Below are 14,377 nucleotides of genomic sequence, written 5' to 3'. Positions count from 1 at the left end.
TCGAGAGGACTTAACGACTATTGTTTTAGAGGAAAGGTGATGTTGTAAGTCAGTCCTTCACCCACTTCACTCAGGGCTTCTATCTGACCGTTTAACGCCTGAGTGACCAGGTTGTACATAATATGGGTACCCAGTCCACTGCCGCCTTTACCGCGACGTGTTGTGTAAAACGCATCAAAATGTTTGAGTAATGCGCTTTCAGGCAGCCCTTTTCCGTTGTCCTGATAACTGATGTGCACACTGTCTTTATCATTGGTAACAGCAATATTAATAGCGCCTTTATTTTTATTCTCAAATCCGTGGATTAGGGAGTTCATGATCATATTGGTAAAGATTTGAGCAATCACACCTGGCGCGCAGCGGATGACCAGATCATCAGGGCACTCTACGTTGATTTCATGTTGGGTGTTTTTAAAGCTGGGTGCCAGTGACTTGACGACTTCCTCAAGGTAATCCTTAAGCACAAACTCTCGCTCTGCTTCGCTGGTCTGATCCACGGCAACCTGCTTAAAACTGGCGACAAGCTCTGATGCGCGATTCAGGTTACTGAGCAATAGACTGGTTGTTTGCTGTGCTTCGTTGAGGAAAGTCGCCATGGATTTATTGGTTAGCGATTTATTCTCAAAATCGCTGTTCAGCGAATTGATGCGCTCCTGCAAAAAGCTTGCAGCGGTCACGCCAACGCCAAGTGGTGTGTTTACGTCGTGTGCAATGCCGGCAACCAGTCCGCCCAATGATGCCATGCGCTCTGATTCAACAAGCTGGTCTTTCGCCAACTGGATGGTCTGCATCGACTCTGCCAGCTCACTGTTACGCTTTCTCAATTCATCTTCGATGTACTGACGGTTTTCATTTTCTTGTTTTAACTCACGCTGCTTGGCAACCAGTTCATCTTTCTGCTGTTCCAGATCCAGCATGATTTTACTCAGCGATGCGGTTTTCTTGGCCACTTCCTGTTCAAGCAACAGGTTCTGATCGTCAAGCTTACGATTGGCGACTTCCAGCTCCGATTGCGTGCCCCTGAGCTTGTTTTGCGAGTCAATCAGACTATCGATCAGGTTGTTATAGGAGGTTTGCAGCATATTGAGTTCATTGTCATCCTCAATCACCGCATGAAGCTTCGAGCTTTCCGGACGCTGAGGGTCAAACTCGCTCATTTGCTGCGTCATCTCTGCCAGTGGCTCTGACAGCATCCGCCTAAACGCGTTGAGGAATAAAAATACCAAAAAGGCCGTTTTGATGATCGCATTACCAATCAGGAAAAACACGCCGACTTCAATACGTCCAAATATGATGCCAAAGCTTGAATACAGGGTGACGTCGCCAACGTTTGAGGTTCGACCTGAGAATTCAAAAATAAGAGGGAAACTGTAACCGAACACGCCGCCGGGTAAATCTCGCATTACTCCCGTTCTGACCAGTCCAGAAGTCTGCTCAATATCTTCTGCTAATCCTTCCCGGGCAATATCAACGCCGTTTTCATCGCGGATATGTACACCTTCAACAATCGGCAATTCCATTAGACCGGCGGCAATACTTTTTGCCTGAGGCGTGTTTAATTCCCAAATGGCTCGGGTAAGGCTGACACTGAAGGTGTTTTTGAGGGTTTGCAGCTCTCCCTCAATATGGTTCTTGGTGCTCAGGTATTCAGTAAAGATCTGACCGACGGTAACAATCAGCGTCAAAATGAAGTAAACCGACAACACCCGAGTCAACAGCTTTTTGGACAATCCTGTCTTGACTTGTGGCATTCTCACTTCCTACTGATGGCGTCGGTGTTACACCTGAATGAACGTTATGATGCAAGAATATTCATAATTACAACATTTCACAACATACCTTGCACAGGTTTTAACCAATTAGCGATAAATTTTGCAGCAATCTTTACTGATATTTGTCCACTGTAGGTATTCGCACTTCGTACTTTATGGTGCAATAACTTGACACTAATAGTTATTCACTTTAATAAAACTGTCATAACTTCTCTCAATAATAATGGCTTTTGTATGAACAGGATAAAACCGATGTCCCGTCGAGTCTTATTAGTAGAAGATGAAGCCCCCATCCGTGAGATGTTAATGTTCGTGTTGGAACAATCGGGATTCAATGCAGTGGAAGCAGAAGACTTTGACGTCGCATTGGATCTGATCAAAGAACCTTACCCAGACTTAATCCTGCTTGATTGGATGTTGCCAGGTGGCAGTGGGGTGCAGTTGGCCAAGCGACTGAAACAGCACGAGTTCACTCGTGATATCCCTATCATTATGCTTACCGCTCGTGGCGAGGAAGACGATAAAATCCGCGGCCTGGATGCCGGCGCAGATGATTACATCACTAAGCCGTTTTCACCTAAAGAGTTGGTGGCCAGAATCAAAGCGGTTATGCGCCGCGCGGCACCTACCTCGTCCGAAGAGCCAATCGAATTTAACGGTTTGGTACTTGAGCCCGTGTCGCATCGCGTAATGGCAAATGACGAACCGTTGGATATGGGCCCTACAGAATTCAAGTTACTGCATTTCTTCATGACCCATCCAGAGCGGGTATACAGTCGTGAACAGCTGCTTGATAATGTATGGGGAACGAATGTTTACGTTGAAGATCGCACCGTAGATGTGCATATTCGACGCCTACGTAAATCTATCTCAAAATATGGTCATGACGAATTCATTCAGACAGTGCGAGGGGCCGGATATCGGTTTTCCACGAAAAAATGACCAGCTGACAGACACAGGCTCAGACGCATTCGATGCATCAACAATTTTCATTATTTAAAAGTCTGTTGCGCCTAATTGGCGTCGCTACGTTGGTGTTAGCGTTCGGAGCGTTGACTGGTGAAATGCTATTGTCGATTGCAGTCGGAGCCTTGACTGTACTGACCATAACTTATTGGAATCTGTACCGGTTGAATCACTGGCTATGGCATAGCCGCAGACTATCTCCTCCCAAATTAGGGGGGATATGGGAACATATCTATGACGGCATATATTATCTGCAGCGCCGTAACAGAACCAAGCGCAAGAAGCTTGGGGCCGTAGTTAAACGCTTTCGTGAGGGCTCAGAGGCGGTTCCAGATGCAGCAGTGGTGGTTGATAATCACGGGTGTATTGAATGGTGTAACCGTCTAGCTACGATTGAGTTAGGCCTGAAATGGCCTGATGATGCAGGCAGGCGTATCGATAACTTTATTCGCCATCCAAAATTTAAAGAATACTTCCATGCAGGTCAGTTTGATTTTCCAATTGAGGTGCCATCGCCGACTAATCTCAGTAAGATTTTTGAATATCGCATAATGCCTTATGGCGGGGACCACTTGTTACTCATCGCCCGTGATGTGACACGCCTGACGCAGTTGGAAAATATGCGCAAGGATTTTGTAGCTAATGTGTCCCATGAGCTAAAAACACCCCTTACGGTGTTAAATGGTTACCTTGAAGTACTACCCAGTGACGCAGGCCTGCCAAAGGGCTTTAAGCGAAAGGCATATAAAGAAATGGCGATACAGACTCGTCGCATGCAAAGCCTGGTTGAGCAGCTATTAGTCTTGTCCAGAATTGAGGCTAGTGAAGAGCGCATTTCTGAAACAATGGTCGACGTGCCCGCAGTACTAAACGAAATCCAAATTGAGGCGAATACGTTGAACAAAGAAAAGTCTCATGAAATCACGCTACACATTGAACCTCAGCTGAAAGTGTACGGTGTCGAGACGGAACTACGCAGTGCATTCTCTAATCTTATCTTTAACGCCATACACTACACGCCGGCAAAAGGAAAAATCGACGTGTACTGGCATCGCAGTGGTGATAAAGCGCGCTTTGCCGTCAAAGATAACGGCGACGGTATTGCGGAGAAGCACCTTAATCGCTTAACAGAGCGGTTTTACCGAGTCGACACGGCACGCTCACGAAAAACAGGAGGGTCGGGACTTGGCCTTGCTATCGTTAAGCATGTTTTAAGCCATCATAATACGAAGCTGCATATTCGTAGTAAGTTCGGACAGGGCAGTGAATTTTCGTTTTCGTTTCCTGAAGAACTTACGGTTGCAGAACCACGGCCAGAGGTAAATCATTCGTAAAATGAAACGCTGTAAGTGTGCATACTATGACTTTTCATCAAACGTGCGAATTGCTGAAATTTAAGTAGGGAGTTGTCATGACTTTGCCTGCGGCATGGAAAAAGTGGGTGCTCGATAATCTTTTGCGCGGCGTAGATCCCGAACATTTGTACGCTACGCTGATGGAAAATGGTTTTACGTTTGAGGCATGTAAGTCTGTGCTAGGTAATAATCTGCCTTCGACACTTAAGCACGTTGAGGATGGAGCTTTTTTTAAACGTCTTAGTGAGCCTGACCTGATTAACAAAGCGCAGAAGGCTGACGTGAAACCAATTCAGTCGGACAAAATACAGCTTTATCGCATCGATAATTTCTTAACTGCAGCAGAATGCCTGGCGCTGGTTGAACTGACCAAAACCAAGTTGCGTCCATCTGAAATATCAACCGTGTCGCCCAACACGTACCAGACGTTCAGAACCTCCAGTTCCTGTGATCTTCCCTATACCAACGATCCGTTGGCGGAACAAATTGATCGCAAGATCATTGATTACATGGGACTTATAGGCGGACACGATGAAGTGATCCAGGCTCAGCACTATGACATCGGACAGCAGTTCAAAGCCCATACTGACTATTTTCAGCCTGGCTCTGAGGAGTACAAGAAGTTCTGTGCAGAGCAGGGTCAGCGTACCTGGACATTCATGATTTATCTGAATGAAGACTGTGAGGGTGGGCAAACCGAGTTTGTGCGCCTGGGTCATTCATTCAAACCGACTCTGGGCACTGCTCTGGCCTGGAATAACCTCTATCCCGACGGTACGGTTAACCCTGATACGCTGCATCATGCCCATCCCGTCACCGCAGGCGAGAAGGTGATTATCACAAAGTGGTTTCGGGTTAGGAATAGGTCGCTTTCACAGCCGCAAAGAAATGCCTGATCCAATCTACTTACTGAATGCTCGGACTTGTTAATTACACTATCCAAATATCAGTTTTCTTTTGCCGCCTTCTCTTCATCATCAACGATTAATAATTGTTCTTCAGCAATATCATTTTCTATGCGAGGGTCAAGGGTCGCCGCCAGCGGTGATGCGGTAATATCAGACCCGCCGACAACGTAATCGCTGTGAGACACTTTTTCCGCCTTTTGGCGGGCGTTGATTGTGGTCAGCAGGGAAAACATCATCACACAGAGCAAGGCAATAGTGGCATAAAATGCCTCATATCCGAGCCAGCCCATCACCTGCGCAATAAGCATAGAGCCTATGCTAGCGCCAATGCCAAAGGTACCGAGCAAGGCCGAGGAAACGCCAACGCGCTCATCATCATCTACCCTTGAATTGGCCAGTGCGGATGACAGCGGGTACAGCGTGAAAGCAAACAGACCAAAAATGAAAGTCAGAATGTAAGTCAGTAGCACATGTCCAGTGAATGCGAACATGCCGACACAGGTCAGGGCTATTAGCACGGCGTTGATACGCAGCAACAGGCTGCGGCGCACCTTATCGGAGACGATACCCATTGGCCATTGAGCGAGCAGACCAGCCAAAATAGTCAGTGACATAAACTTGGCAATTTCCTCTGAACTGAATCCTGCCAGACTGGCATACAAGGGCGCAAGTCCGTAAAAGCTACCATTGATGATCCCGGCAAACAGAATGGCTGTCAGCGACTGCGGTATTTTTTCGAAGTAGCTGAACATACTCACCGTTACTGGTTTTAATGGTTTTGGGTGAATGCGGCTGGTGGTAGAGATGGGCACAATACCAAACGACAGAGCAATACAGACCAGAAACATCGGCGCGTAACCCAGTTCAGGGAAGTAGGTCAGGGTATACTGACCGGCGACCATGCCCAGGTATGAGGTGATCATATAAATGGAAAAGACCTTGCCTCGCTGTTCCGGCTTTGCCTGTTCGTTGAGCCAGCTTTCCAGCACCATATAATTGGACATCATGCCGACGCCAACGACAACTCTGAGAAACAACCATAAGTAGATATTGTCATGCAGGCCGTGTGCGGCAACACAGGCAATCACAATTGCAGTACTGGCTGAGAAGGTTCGAATATGGCCGACTGATTTAATCAGGCGGTATCCTACTTTGGCGCCCACTAACAGGCCCAGGTAATACGCTGACGTTAGCAGCCCGATCCAGTTTGCGGACATGCCTTTTTCGCCCATGTACAAGGCAAGGTAAGTGGTTAACAGTCCGGTGCCGCCGACCAGAAACAGGTTAGTAGAATATAATGATGTAAACGCTTTCACTACTTTTCGGTCACTCTTGTGCCAGGGCAATCAATATTGCCGGTTAATACATTGAGCGTTATGCTCATAGTCTAGGCGATATTACTCACCGGTGCCTGTACCTGCCTGTTATGCCGACATCTTATCTATCAAGCGATAAAGAACAACTTAAGCATGCGTATATTACCGCCCTGCTAAGAGCACTGGTATGGTTCTCGATACCACTGCTGCTTATCGTTGTATATTTCAATGCGGTCGATAATTTCAGGCCTGTGCCGCTGTTTGCTCTCTCTGCCATCATATTGATGTTCTATTCGCTGCATCACTACAGGCAACATTTAAACTCCAGCGCATTATCGTTAACGCTTAGTATCATTATTTTGCTTATCGCCAATATTAACGCGGTAGTCAATGGTAATGTGACCCACGCCGCCGTCGCGCTATTGATCAGTACGTTTTCGATATCTGTTGTCACGCATCGCGCGGTTACGGCGGGCTATTTGCTGATTGCCACACCAAGTCTTCTGTTAAGTGTTGGAGTGGCGACGCAATTTCAATATGAAGGGGTTGACCTGCGCTGGTTACTGGTCATGTTTGTTGGCCAATTAGTGATCCTAAGCGGAATGCGTCTGCTGTTTATGCGAGCAGGACAATTTGTTGAGCGCGAGCATCAGCTTCGATTAGATTCGGAGGCGGCGGCGAGAGAAAAAAGTCGCTTCCTCGCTAACATGAGTCATGAAATTCGCACGCCAATAGCGGGTGTCGTTGGCATGCTGGACCTTATTGATGACCCCAGCCTGGATGCACAGCAGCGCAGAAAACTGGCGCTGGCCAGACAAAGTGCTGAGCTATTATCAAATATAGTTAACGATACTCTCGACTATTCAAAAATTGAGGCGGGCAAACTGGCGCTGTCTTCTACCGCCTTCTGCCTGGACGAGTTAATTGTTCAGGTATTGGCCATTGTTGAACCGAAAGCCAGCGAGAACGGCAATCGACTGCAGGTCAAAAAAGGCTGGCAAGGCAAGAAATACGTGCAGGGAGACAAAACCCGTCTGCAACAGGTCTTACTTAATTTGCTGAGCAATGCTGCTAAATTTACCCATCAAGGAAGCATTGAGCTATCTGCTGACCTGTTACAGGAAGGGAAGCAGTGGCGGTTTACCTGTGAGGTAAAAGACTCTGGGATCGGTATGTCACCCGAGCAGCTCGCGACACTGTTTAAACCTTTTCAGCAGGTGGATAACAGCAGCACAAAGTTGGTTCAGGGTACAGGGCTAGGGCTGGTTATTTGTAAACAAATCCTGAAATTGATGGGCGGCACTATTCACGTTCAAAGTGAACCTGAAAATGGCTCTGCATTCAGCATTGAAGTGATGCTGGGAATGGCTAGCGCCCCAAATGAGAGCCTGCATGACAACACTTTGAAGGTAGAGGAACTTACTGGGATGTCCTTGCTTGTTGTAGAAGACAACCTTATCAACCAGACAATATTGCAGGAAGTCCTTGAAGGCTTGGGGGTGAATGTCTCAATGGCCGATAATGGAGAGGACGCGATACGGTTTCTGCAAACATCCAAACCAGAAAATATTGATGTCATTCTGATGGATTGTCAGATGCCGGTGATGGATGGTTATCAGGCGTCACTCGCGATCCGAAGCGGTCTGGCAGGCGAAGCATTTTGTCAGATTCCCATTATTGCGCTGACGGCTAACGCGCTGGAGGGCGACCGTGAAAAGTGTCTGGCTGCAGGCATGAATGATTACCTCAGTAAACCTGTGGATAAACACGCATTGGTTAACATTATTAAAAAATTAATAAGCTGAGTTAATATTGTGGCTGTGGATTCTGCGCCGAATTTATCTGAATGCTGGATTTCAAAGGCACGCTATCGGTATGATGGTGTGCCTTTTTTGTAGTACCAAGGAGACTGACATGCTACGCAGCACCATTGCCGCGTTATTGATAGTGATTTCCAGTCACACCGTCGCCGCTCAGTGTGACGATGCCATTCAAGCTGCATTGCAGTTACCTGAAGCCAAACCGGAAGTTAAAAATCCGCAGTTACGACGTTTGACTATCCTGGTTTGTCATCCTGAAAAACAAGCTGTAGTCGAGCTTTTTCACGCCAGATTGCATCCAAAAGAAAAATACTACAGCGGGGTTCCCTCGAGCAGCTTATATCGCGTTGCGTTATCAGACGACGGTTCTATCCCGAAAACCACCGGTGTGTTATTTGGAGATAAAGACAAGGCCGATGTGTTAAACGTGTCATTGCGTCGTCGCAACAGTGCCAATCAGTTTATGGATTCAGTCAATACCGTTACCATGCCAGAGGCGGGATTTGCCCAGTCGGCTGGCAACGGCGTCGTGGTAGCCGTGAAGGAGTGGGAGTAAAACCTCCCTCGTTACCAGCGCAGACCCGTCACTAGTACAGTTCCGCCGTCATTCCGCACACACCATCCGTCATGCCGCATTTAGTGCGGCATCTGCTCTTTTGGGAACTCCTGCCTCACTGTGAAATCGGTTGCGCAGATATCAAACGTTTCGTCATTCCGCACTTGTTGCGGAATCTCCTCTTTTGGAAACTCTTGCCTCACTGTGAAACCGGTTGCGCAGATATCAAATGTTTCGTCATTCCGCACTTGTTGCGGAATCTCCTCTTTTGGGAACTCTTGCCTCACCGTTAAATCGGTTGCGCAAAAGCCTGACTGAAGCTCCACAGTTGCTCACCATGTTCGCTGCATTGTCTTCGCCGTCAGTTTTTGCACGATGCGGCATCCAAGATTCCGGCTCACCGCTGCGCGGTGTCCGGAAAGACGGGGGAGGGAGACGGCTTGCCTCACTGTGAAATCGGTTGCGCAAAAGCCTGACTGAAGCTCCACAGTCGCTCACTATGTTCGCTCCGCTGTCTTCGCCGTCAGGTTTTGCACTATAACGCCTTCTTCGTGGGCATCACTACGTTGGCGAAGATTAACCCCGCGACGAGTGACATCAGGATAACGAAGGTTTCCTGACCGACATGTTCAGCCTGTATAAATTCCTGTCCGGATATCACCTGATTAAGACCAATATACGTCTTGGAACCAGGCACGAGCACAATCAGTCCCTGCATCATCACAATACTGGCTGGCGCATTGGCAAACCGTGTAAACGCGTTAGCATAAACTCCTAGTGCAAATGCGCCTACGAAGGTACCTAGGCCAAATTCCAGATACTGGGACGCAAAATAAGTACAGAAGTACGCAATAAAACCGGCAATGATGGCCCACGGGGCATGTTTAAAGCGCAGTTTGAAAATCACCACCAGTGCACTACAAAGCACAAATACGCCTAATACCCTGGTCCAGATTGGGTGTGGGTCAGCGGGGATAAAGTCCGTTTGCTGGAACAGAAATGCGCCCAGCGTAATACCCAGGAATGCGCCAAAATAGAGTTTGAATAACTGCATCACTGCATCCATGACACGGGATGTGCCCGATACAACATGCCGGGATGAAAGCTCTGCCAGACCGATGGTTAATGCCAGCCCGGGTATAAAGATAATAATGGATGACAGCACCACCAGACGCACATTAATGCTGCCGTCTATATAGCTATTCACAAAACAGGCGATTAAGCCTGCCACCATGGCTACTGCCGGCTCGAGCATTAATTTGACACGCTTTGAGCGACCGGACCACGCTACAAATAAAAACATTACCGGCCCGATCATGGCGGTCCAACCCACATCGTGCCAGCTAGCTCCCATCAACAGAGCAAATGCGCCCGTTGTCATCCCGTAAGCTAGCATTGAAACCAGTGGATGAAATACGCCGGGGGAGTTATCAATTTCGGTGAGCCTCTGATCGGCTTCATCGATAGTCAGCTTTCCTGATAGCAGTTCAGATACCAATTCATCAATGCGGCCCAGAGAGCCAAGATCCAGCTCGCCGGGTTCCAGTCGCGCTGCATGCGTGTACTCATCTTCATGCCCCTCACTCCAAATCATAAAAATGATGGATGTTGGGGTGCTGTTAAAGGAGGCGCGTACGCCGAGATAACTGGCGACTTCCATCAAATGCGCTTCCAGTCGGAACGACGGTGTCTCGTACTTATGTAACATTCTGCCGAGTTTTACGATAAATCGACGAATTTGTGTAAATTTGGCCTTATCCAAGTACCGCTCCTGACTTCCATTACCGCACAGAACAATCTGCGATAGTCTATGCAACCAAGCCCTCATCTGCTATAACAATTTCTCTTAAATCCAAGGATGAATGTATGAAATGCAGGATAGCCGTCGTGCTGGCAACATGGCTCGTTGCCGCATGCACAAAAGCGCCAAATACACCACCAACACAAGTACCACAGCCAGTGATTACCTCTTTCTTACAACAGCTCAATACGCCTGCTCCTGAGGCCAAACCTATTCCCTATTCGGCTGAATATCACGGAAAGCGGATTGACGATCCTTACCATTGGCTTAAGGATCAGAGTTATCCGACCGTTGATGATAAAGATGTTCTGGATTATCTACATGCCGAAAACGACTATTTCAATAAATGGCTAGCGCCGCATAAAAAGCTGGTTGATACCTTATTCAATGAGTTCAAAGGGCGGATGGTAGAAACTGATACCTCTGTACCTTATGAAAAAGACGGCTATGAATTTCGCTGGGAATTTCGCAAAGGTGATGAGTATCGCACCTGGTTATGGCGCAATCTTGAATCAGGTCAGGAAGAGGTGTTACTGAGTGAACCTGAGTTGGCCAAAGGTCATGATTATTTCGTGATGGGTGACTGGACCCTAAGCTCTGACCACTCCTTCTTGGCTTATACCATTGATACCTCAGGAGATGAACGATATCAGTTGTACGTGAAAGACATGCGTAGTGGTGAAGTCATGATGACCGCACACGATAATATCCGTGATGATGTGCTGTTTCTAAAAGATACCCACACCCTGGTGTATGGACAGCTCGACCCGGAACGCTGGTTTACCAGAAGTATCAATGTTCATTCCGTTGGACGCGACATTTCAGAAGATCGCACACTATTCACCGAACATGACGACAGCTTTTTTCTGGGGTTTTCACAAACCAGCAGCGAAGAATTTCTGCTTCTGACCAGTGAACAGCGAGAAAACAACGAAGTGCTGGCAGTCCCTGTCGCTGACGTAAAACGCCCTCCTTTGATGCTCAAATCACGTCAGCAGGGTTTTTACGCAGATGTCGATCATGGCAATGGTGACTTTTACATTATTGCCAACGACACTCACGTGAATGGCCGACTGGCAAAAGTGAAAGACAACACGCCAGATTACGCTAGCTGGCAAACATTGATTGAAGGGGCGGATGCACTCTACTTACGCAGACTGCAAGTCTTTGCAGATCGTATGGTATTGCAAGAGCGCAACAACGGCATTGATCAAATACGCGTCATGCCGAATGGCGGTAACGATTATTATATCGCGTTTCCTGAGCCGGTGTATCGCGCGTCAATTTCCTACAATCCAAGCTTCACTCAGCAGCATATACGTCTTAGTTATGAGTCAATGATCACGCCGGATACGATCTACGACTTTGAAATAGACAGTAGAGAACTGATCACCCGCAAAGTGAAGCGTATTCCCTCTGGCTATGACTCAACTGACTACGTGACCGAAAGGCTGATGGCGCCTGCACGGGACGGTGCGGCTGTGCCTATTTCTCTGGTGTATAAAAAAGGCATCAAAAAAGATGGCTCACAGCCTCTGTTGCTTTACGGTTATGGTGCTTATGGTATTGCTATGTCGCCTACTTTTTCAGGGACACGACTCAGTTTGCTGGAGCGAGGCTTTGTGTTTGCCATTGCGCACGTACGTGGCGGCGATGATATGGGTTACCAATGGTATCTGGACGGTAAGCTCGAGAAGCGACAAAACACCTTTAATGACTTTATTGATGTGGCCAGACACCTGATTGATGAGGGCTACACGGCAAAAGGCAATATCTCTATTGTAGGAGGAAGTGCTGGAGGGGAGTTAGTCGGAGCTGCTGTGGTGCAGGAACCGCAATTGTGGCGTTCTGCAACGCTAGCTGTGCCTTTTGTTGATGTACTCAATACTATGCTGGACGCATCGCTACCATTAACTCCCCCAGAGTGGCAGGAGTGGGGAAATCCGATTGAGAGTGAAACCTACTTTGAGGTTATCAAAGCTTATTCGCCCTACGATAATATTGAAAAAACGTCCTATCCACCCATGCTGGTAACAGGCGGACTTAACGACCCTCGTGTGACTTACTGGGAGCCGGCAAAATGGACCGCAAAAATGCGCGCCAATAAAACAGACCAGAACTTGTTAGTGATGCGTATGAATATGGGAGCTGGACATTTTGCCAATAGCGGGCGTTACGGAAGCCTTAAAGATGATGCCGAAGAATATGCCTTTGTGCTGTTAGCTCACGGGATAAGCGAGTAGTGAAATAGTGATATGAATATGTCTACCAAGGCCAAGGTTGCAGTAACCTTTGCTGCGGTCATGTGCGCAGTGACCGTATTTTATTGGTCCAGTTTGTACCGTCTGTATACGGCTGTCACACTGTACGACGAAGACAAGATCGTACATAACTTCCTGTCCATGCGTGATGCGTTCAACACGACTACCATTGCGCCAGCTGCCAAGCCCTTCGTGTTTCCTACTGCTTATCGCCCACTGCCCGAGAGTTTTAGTGTTGCCGGTAAAACCGAGTCTGTATCGGGATTTCTGAAAGACTCGGGTACCACAGGCTTGATGGTCATCAAAGACGGAGAGATTGTTGCTGAACAATATTTCCAAGGCATGCAGGCTGATAATCAGCATATTTCCTTCTCAGTCGCCAAATCGTTTGTTTCTGCACTGATAGGCATTGCCGTACAAGAGGGTTGGATAGCCAGCCTGCAAGATCCCGTTACTGACTATGTACCGGAACTTATAGGCACTGGCTACGACAAGGTCAAAATTGAAGATATCCTGCAGATGTCATCAGGTGTCAAATTTAACGAAGATTACGGTGATTTTCATTCAGACATTAACCGCTTCTCACGGGCCATTGCGTTTGGTACGTCGCTGGATGACTTCACCGCGTCGCTGCAACGTGAACGTGAGCCTGGCACCTATCACCACTATGTCAGCATAGACACACAGGCACTGGGCATGTTGTTAACCAGAGTGAGCGGCAAATCACTTACCCAGCTCATCTCAGAGCGACTCTGGCAGCCTCTGGGGATGCAGGACGAAGCTTACTGGCTTAGTGATGATGACGGTATGGAACTGGCACTGGGCGGACTGAATGTAACTCTGAGAGATTATGCAAAATTTGGCTGGCTGTATCTGAACAAAGGCAATTGGCATGGGCAGCAATTGGTGCCACAGCAGTGGGTAGAAAAATCGGTGACGCCAGATAAGCCACATCTGATGCCTGGTAAAAACAATCCGGCATCAAGCTCGTCTGATGGTTACGGTTACCAGTGGTGGATCCCCATCGGCGCCGAGGATGAGTTTATGGCCAGAGGGATTTATCATCAGTTTATTTACGTCGATCCAGACGCCGCGACGGTGATAGTCAAAACGTCAGGCAATCATCGCTTTACTGAGCCTGGACACAACTGGAGAGATCGCCATCTGGCAATGTTTAGAGCGATAGTTGAGCACTCTAAGTGAATGAGATTCCTGACCGCCGCTACGCGGCGTCAGGAATGACGTTTCGGGCGTCACCCCGTATATGGACTCCTCCGGTTGTGCAATACAATAGCGGCGATAAATTTAGGTGATAGATGCGTGCGTATATTCGGACTTTAAGTGGGTAGCGAACCCTGTCCATTGATGTGCTCGCTCCTTCATACCTTGTCGGAAGTAAGGTTTTAATAACCGCCGGGATGAACAGGCTCTTGAAGGACGGTCTGACCTAATTATTGCCGCATTACTGTACTGCAGTAACTTTATTAACTTGACTGCAAAGCCTGTGATGCTCTGTAAGGTTGCTGGTTGTGCAACATTGCCCAAGCGATTCTGACCATTTTGTTTGCTAACGCAACGGCTGCTCGTCGAACGCCCCGTCGCTCAACAACGCGCTTAACCCA

The 14,377-nt window shown here is 47.8% G+C and carries 11 protein-coding genes; 7 read left to right on the top strand and 4 right to left on the bottom strand.

Going from position 1 to position 14,377, the window contains the following annotated elements; translation table 11 throughout:
* Positions 1-17: 17 nt before the first annotated feature.
* On the bottom strand, positions 18-1,751 hold the full coding sequence (locus tag G441_RS0110370) for a sensor histidine kinase (protein WP_026376289.1): 1,734 nt from the start codon (positions 1,749-1,751) through the stop codon (positions 18-20).
* A gap of 273 nt (positions 1,752-2,024) precedes the next feature.
* Between G441_RS0110370 and phoB the strand changes: the two genes are divergently transcribed.
* The 3 genes from phoB to G441_RS0110355 all read left to right on the top strand — a co-directional run bounded on the left by phoB (position 2,025) and on the right by G441_RS0110355 (position 4,989).
* Positions 2,025-2,714 (top strand): phosphate regulon transcriptional regulator PhoB, encoded by a 690-nt coding sequence (gene phoB, locus G441_RS0110365; protein WP_026376288.1) that lies wholly within the window; start codon positions 2,025-2,027, stop codon positions 2,712-2,714.
* Positions 2,715-2,746: 32 nt separating this feature from the next.
* Complete coding sequence (gene phoR, locus G441_RS0110360; RefSeq protein WP_026376287.1) at positions 2,747-4,072, top strand: phosphate regulon sensor histidine kinase PhoR; 1,326 nt, start codon at positions 2,747-2,749, stop codon at positions 4,070-4,072.
* Between the two features lie 77 nt (positions 4,073-4,149).
* Entirely contained in the window at positions 4,150-4,989 is an 840-nt protein-coding gene (locus G441_RS0110355; RefSeq protein WP_051275515.1) for a prolyl hydroxylase family protein, read from the top strand.
* 50 nt (positions 4,990-5,039) lie between these two features.
* Here the strand turns inward: G441_RS0110355 and G441_RS18450 are convergent, their stop codons facing one another.
* Positions 5,040-6,317, bottom strand: a complete 1,278-nt coding sequence (locus G441_RS18450) for an MFS transporter (RefSeq protein ID WP_034474919.1) — start codon at positions 6,315-6,317, stop codon at positions 5,040-5,042.
* A 110-nt stretch (positions 6,318-6,427) separates the two neighbouring features.
* Here G441_RS18450 and G441_RS18445 point away from each other — a divergent pair, with 110 nt between their 5' ends.
* A complete protein-coding gene (locus G441_RS18445; protein ID WP_051275513.1) occupies positions 6,428-8,122 on the top strand; it encodes an ATP-binding protein in 1,695 nt (564 codons plus the stop codon).
* 109 nt (positions 8,123-8,231) lie between these two features.
* Positions 8,232-8,693: a hypothetical protein gene (locus tag G441_RS0110340; RefSeq protein ID WP_156896346.1), complete on the top strand. Its 462-nt coding sequence runs from the start codon at positions 8,232-8,234 to the stop codon at positions 8,691-8,693.
* Positions 8,694-8,773: 80 nt separating this feature from the next.
* On the opposite strand, the gene G441_RS0110335 is transcribed toward G441_RS0110340, so the two are convergent.
* Positions 8,774-9,019, bottom strand: a complete 246-nt coding sequence (locus G441_RS0110335) for a hypothetical protein (RefSeq protein ID WP_026376284.1) — start codon at positions 9,017-9,019, stop codon at positions 8,774-8,776.
* Positions 9,020-9,228: 209 nt separating this feature from the next.
* On the bottom strand, positions 9,229-10,455 hold the full coding sequence (locus tag G441_RS0110330; RefSeq protein ID WP_026376283.1) for a threonine/serine exporter family protein: 1,227 nt from the start codon (positions 10,453-10,455) through the stop codon (positions 9,229-9,231).
* A 104-nt stretch (positions 10,456-10,559) separates the two neighbouring features.
* On the opposite strand from G441_RS0110330, the gene G441_RS0110325 reads away from it, so the two are divergent.
* Both G441_RS0110325 and G441_RS0110320 read left to right on the top strand, forming a co-directional pair.
* Positions 10,560-12,737 carry a S9 family peptidase gene (locus G441_RS0110325; protein WP_026376282.1) on the top strand — a complete coding sequence of 726 codons (2,178 nt, stop codon included), beginning with the start codon at positions 10,560-10,562 and terminating at the stop codon, positions 12,735-12,737.
* 12 nt (positions 12,738-12,749) lie between these two features.
* Complete coding sequence (locus G441_RS0110320) at positions 12,750-13,958, top strand: serine hydrolase domain-containing protein (protein WP_026376281.1); 1,209 nt, start codon at positions 12,750-12,752, stop codon at positions 13,956-13,958.
* The last annotated feature ends 419 nt before the right edge of the window (positions 13,959-14,377 follow it).

Source organism: Aestuariibacter salexigens DSM 15300 (assembly GCF_000429145.1).
Lineage (GTDB): Bacteria > Pseudomonadota > Gammaproteobacteria > Enterobacterales > Alteromonadaceae > Aestuariibacter > Aestuariibacter salexigens.
This window is presented reverse-complemented; position numbering and strand designations above follow the sequence as displayed.

Coding starts and splice junctions, on each gene's coding strand:
- G441_RS0110370 (WP_026376289.1), bottom strand. CDS start 1,751: ATGCCACAAGTCAAGACAGGATTGTCCAAAAAGCTGTTGACTCGGGTG.
- phoB (WP_026376288.1), top strand. CDS start 2,025: ATGTCCCGTCGAGTCTTATTAGTAGAAGATGAAGCCCCCATCCGTGAG.
- phoR (WP_026376287.1), top strand. CDS start 2,747: ATGCATCAACAATTTTCATTATTTAAAAGTCTGTTGCGCCTAATTGGC.
- G441_RS0110355 (WP_051275515.1), top strand. CDS start 4,150: ATGACTTTGCCTGCGGCATGGAAAAAGTGGGTGCTCGATAATCTTTTG.
- G441_RS18445 (WP_051275513.1), top strand. CDS start 6,428: ATGCCGACATCTTATCTATCAAGCGATAAAGAACAACTTAAGCATGCG.
- G441_RS0110340 (WP_156896346.1), top strand. CDS start 8,232: ATGCTACGCAGCACCATTGCCGCGTTATTGATAGTGATTTCCAGTCAC.
- G441_RS0110325 (WP_026376282.1), top strand. CDS start 10,560: ATGAAATGCAGGATAGCCGTCGTGCTGGCAACATGGCTCGTTGCCGCA.
- G441_RS0110320 (WP_026376281.1), top strand. CDS start 12,750: ATGAATATGTCTACCAAGGCCAAGGTTGCAGTAACCTTTGCTGCGGTC.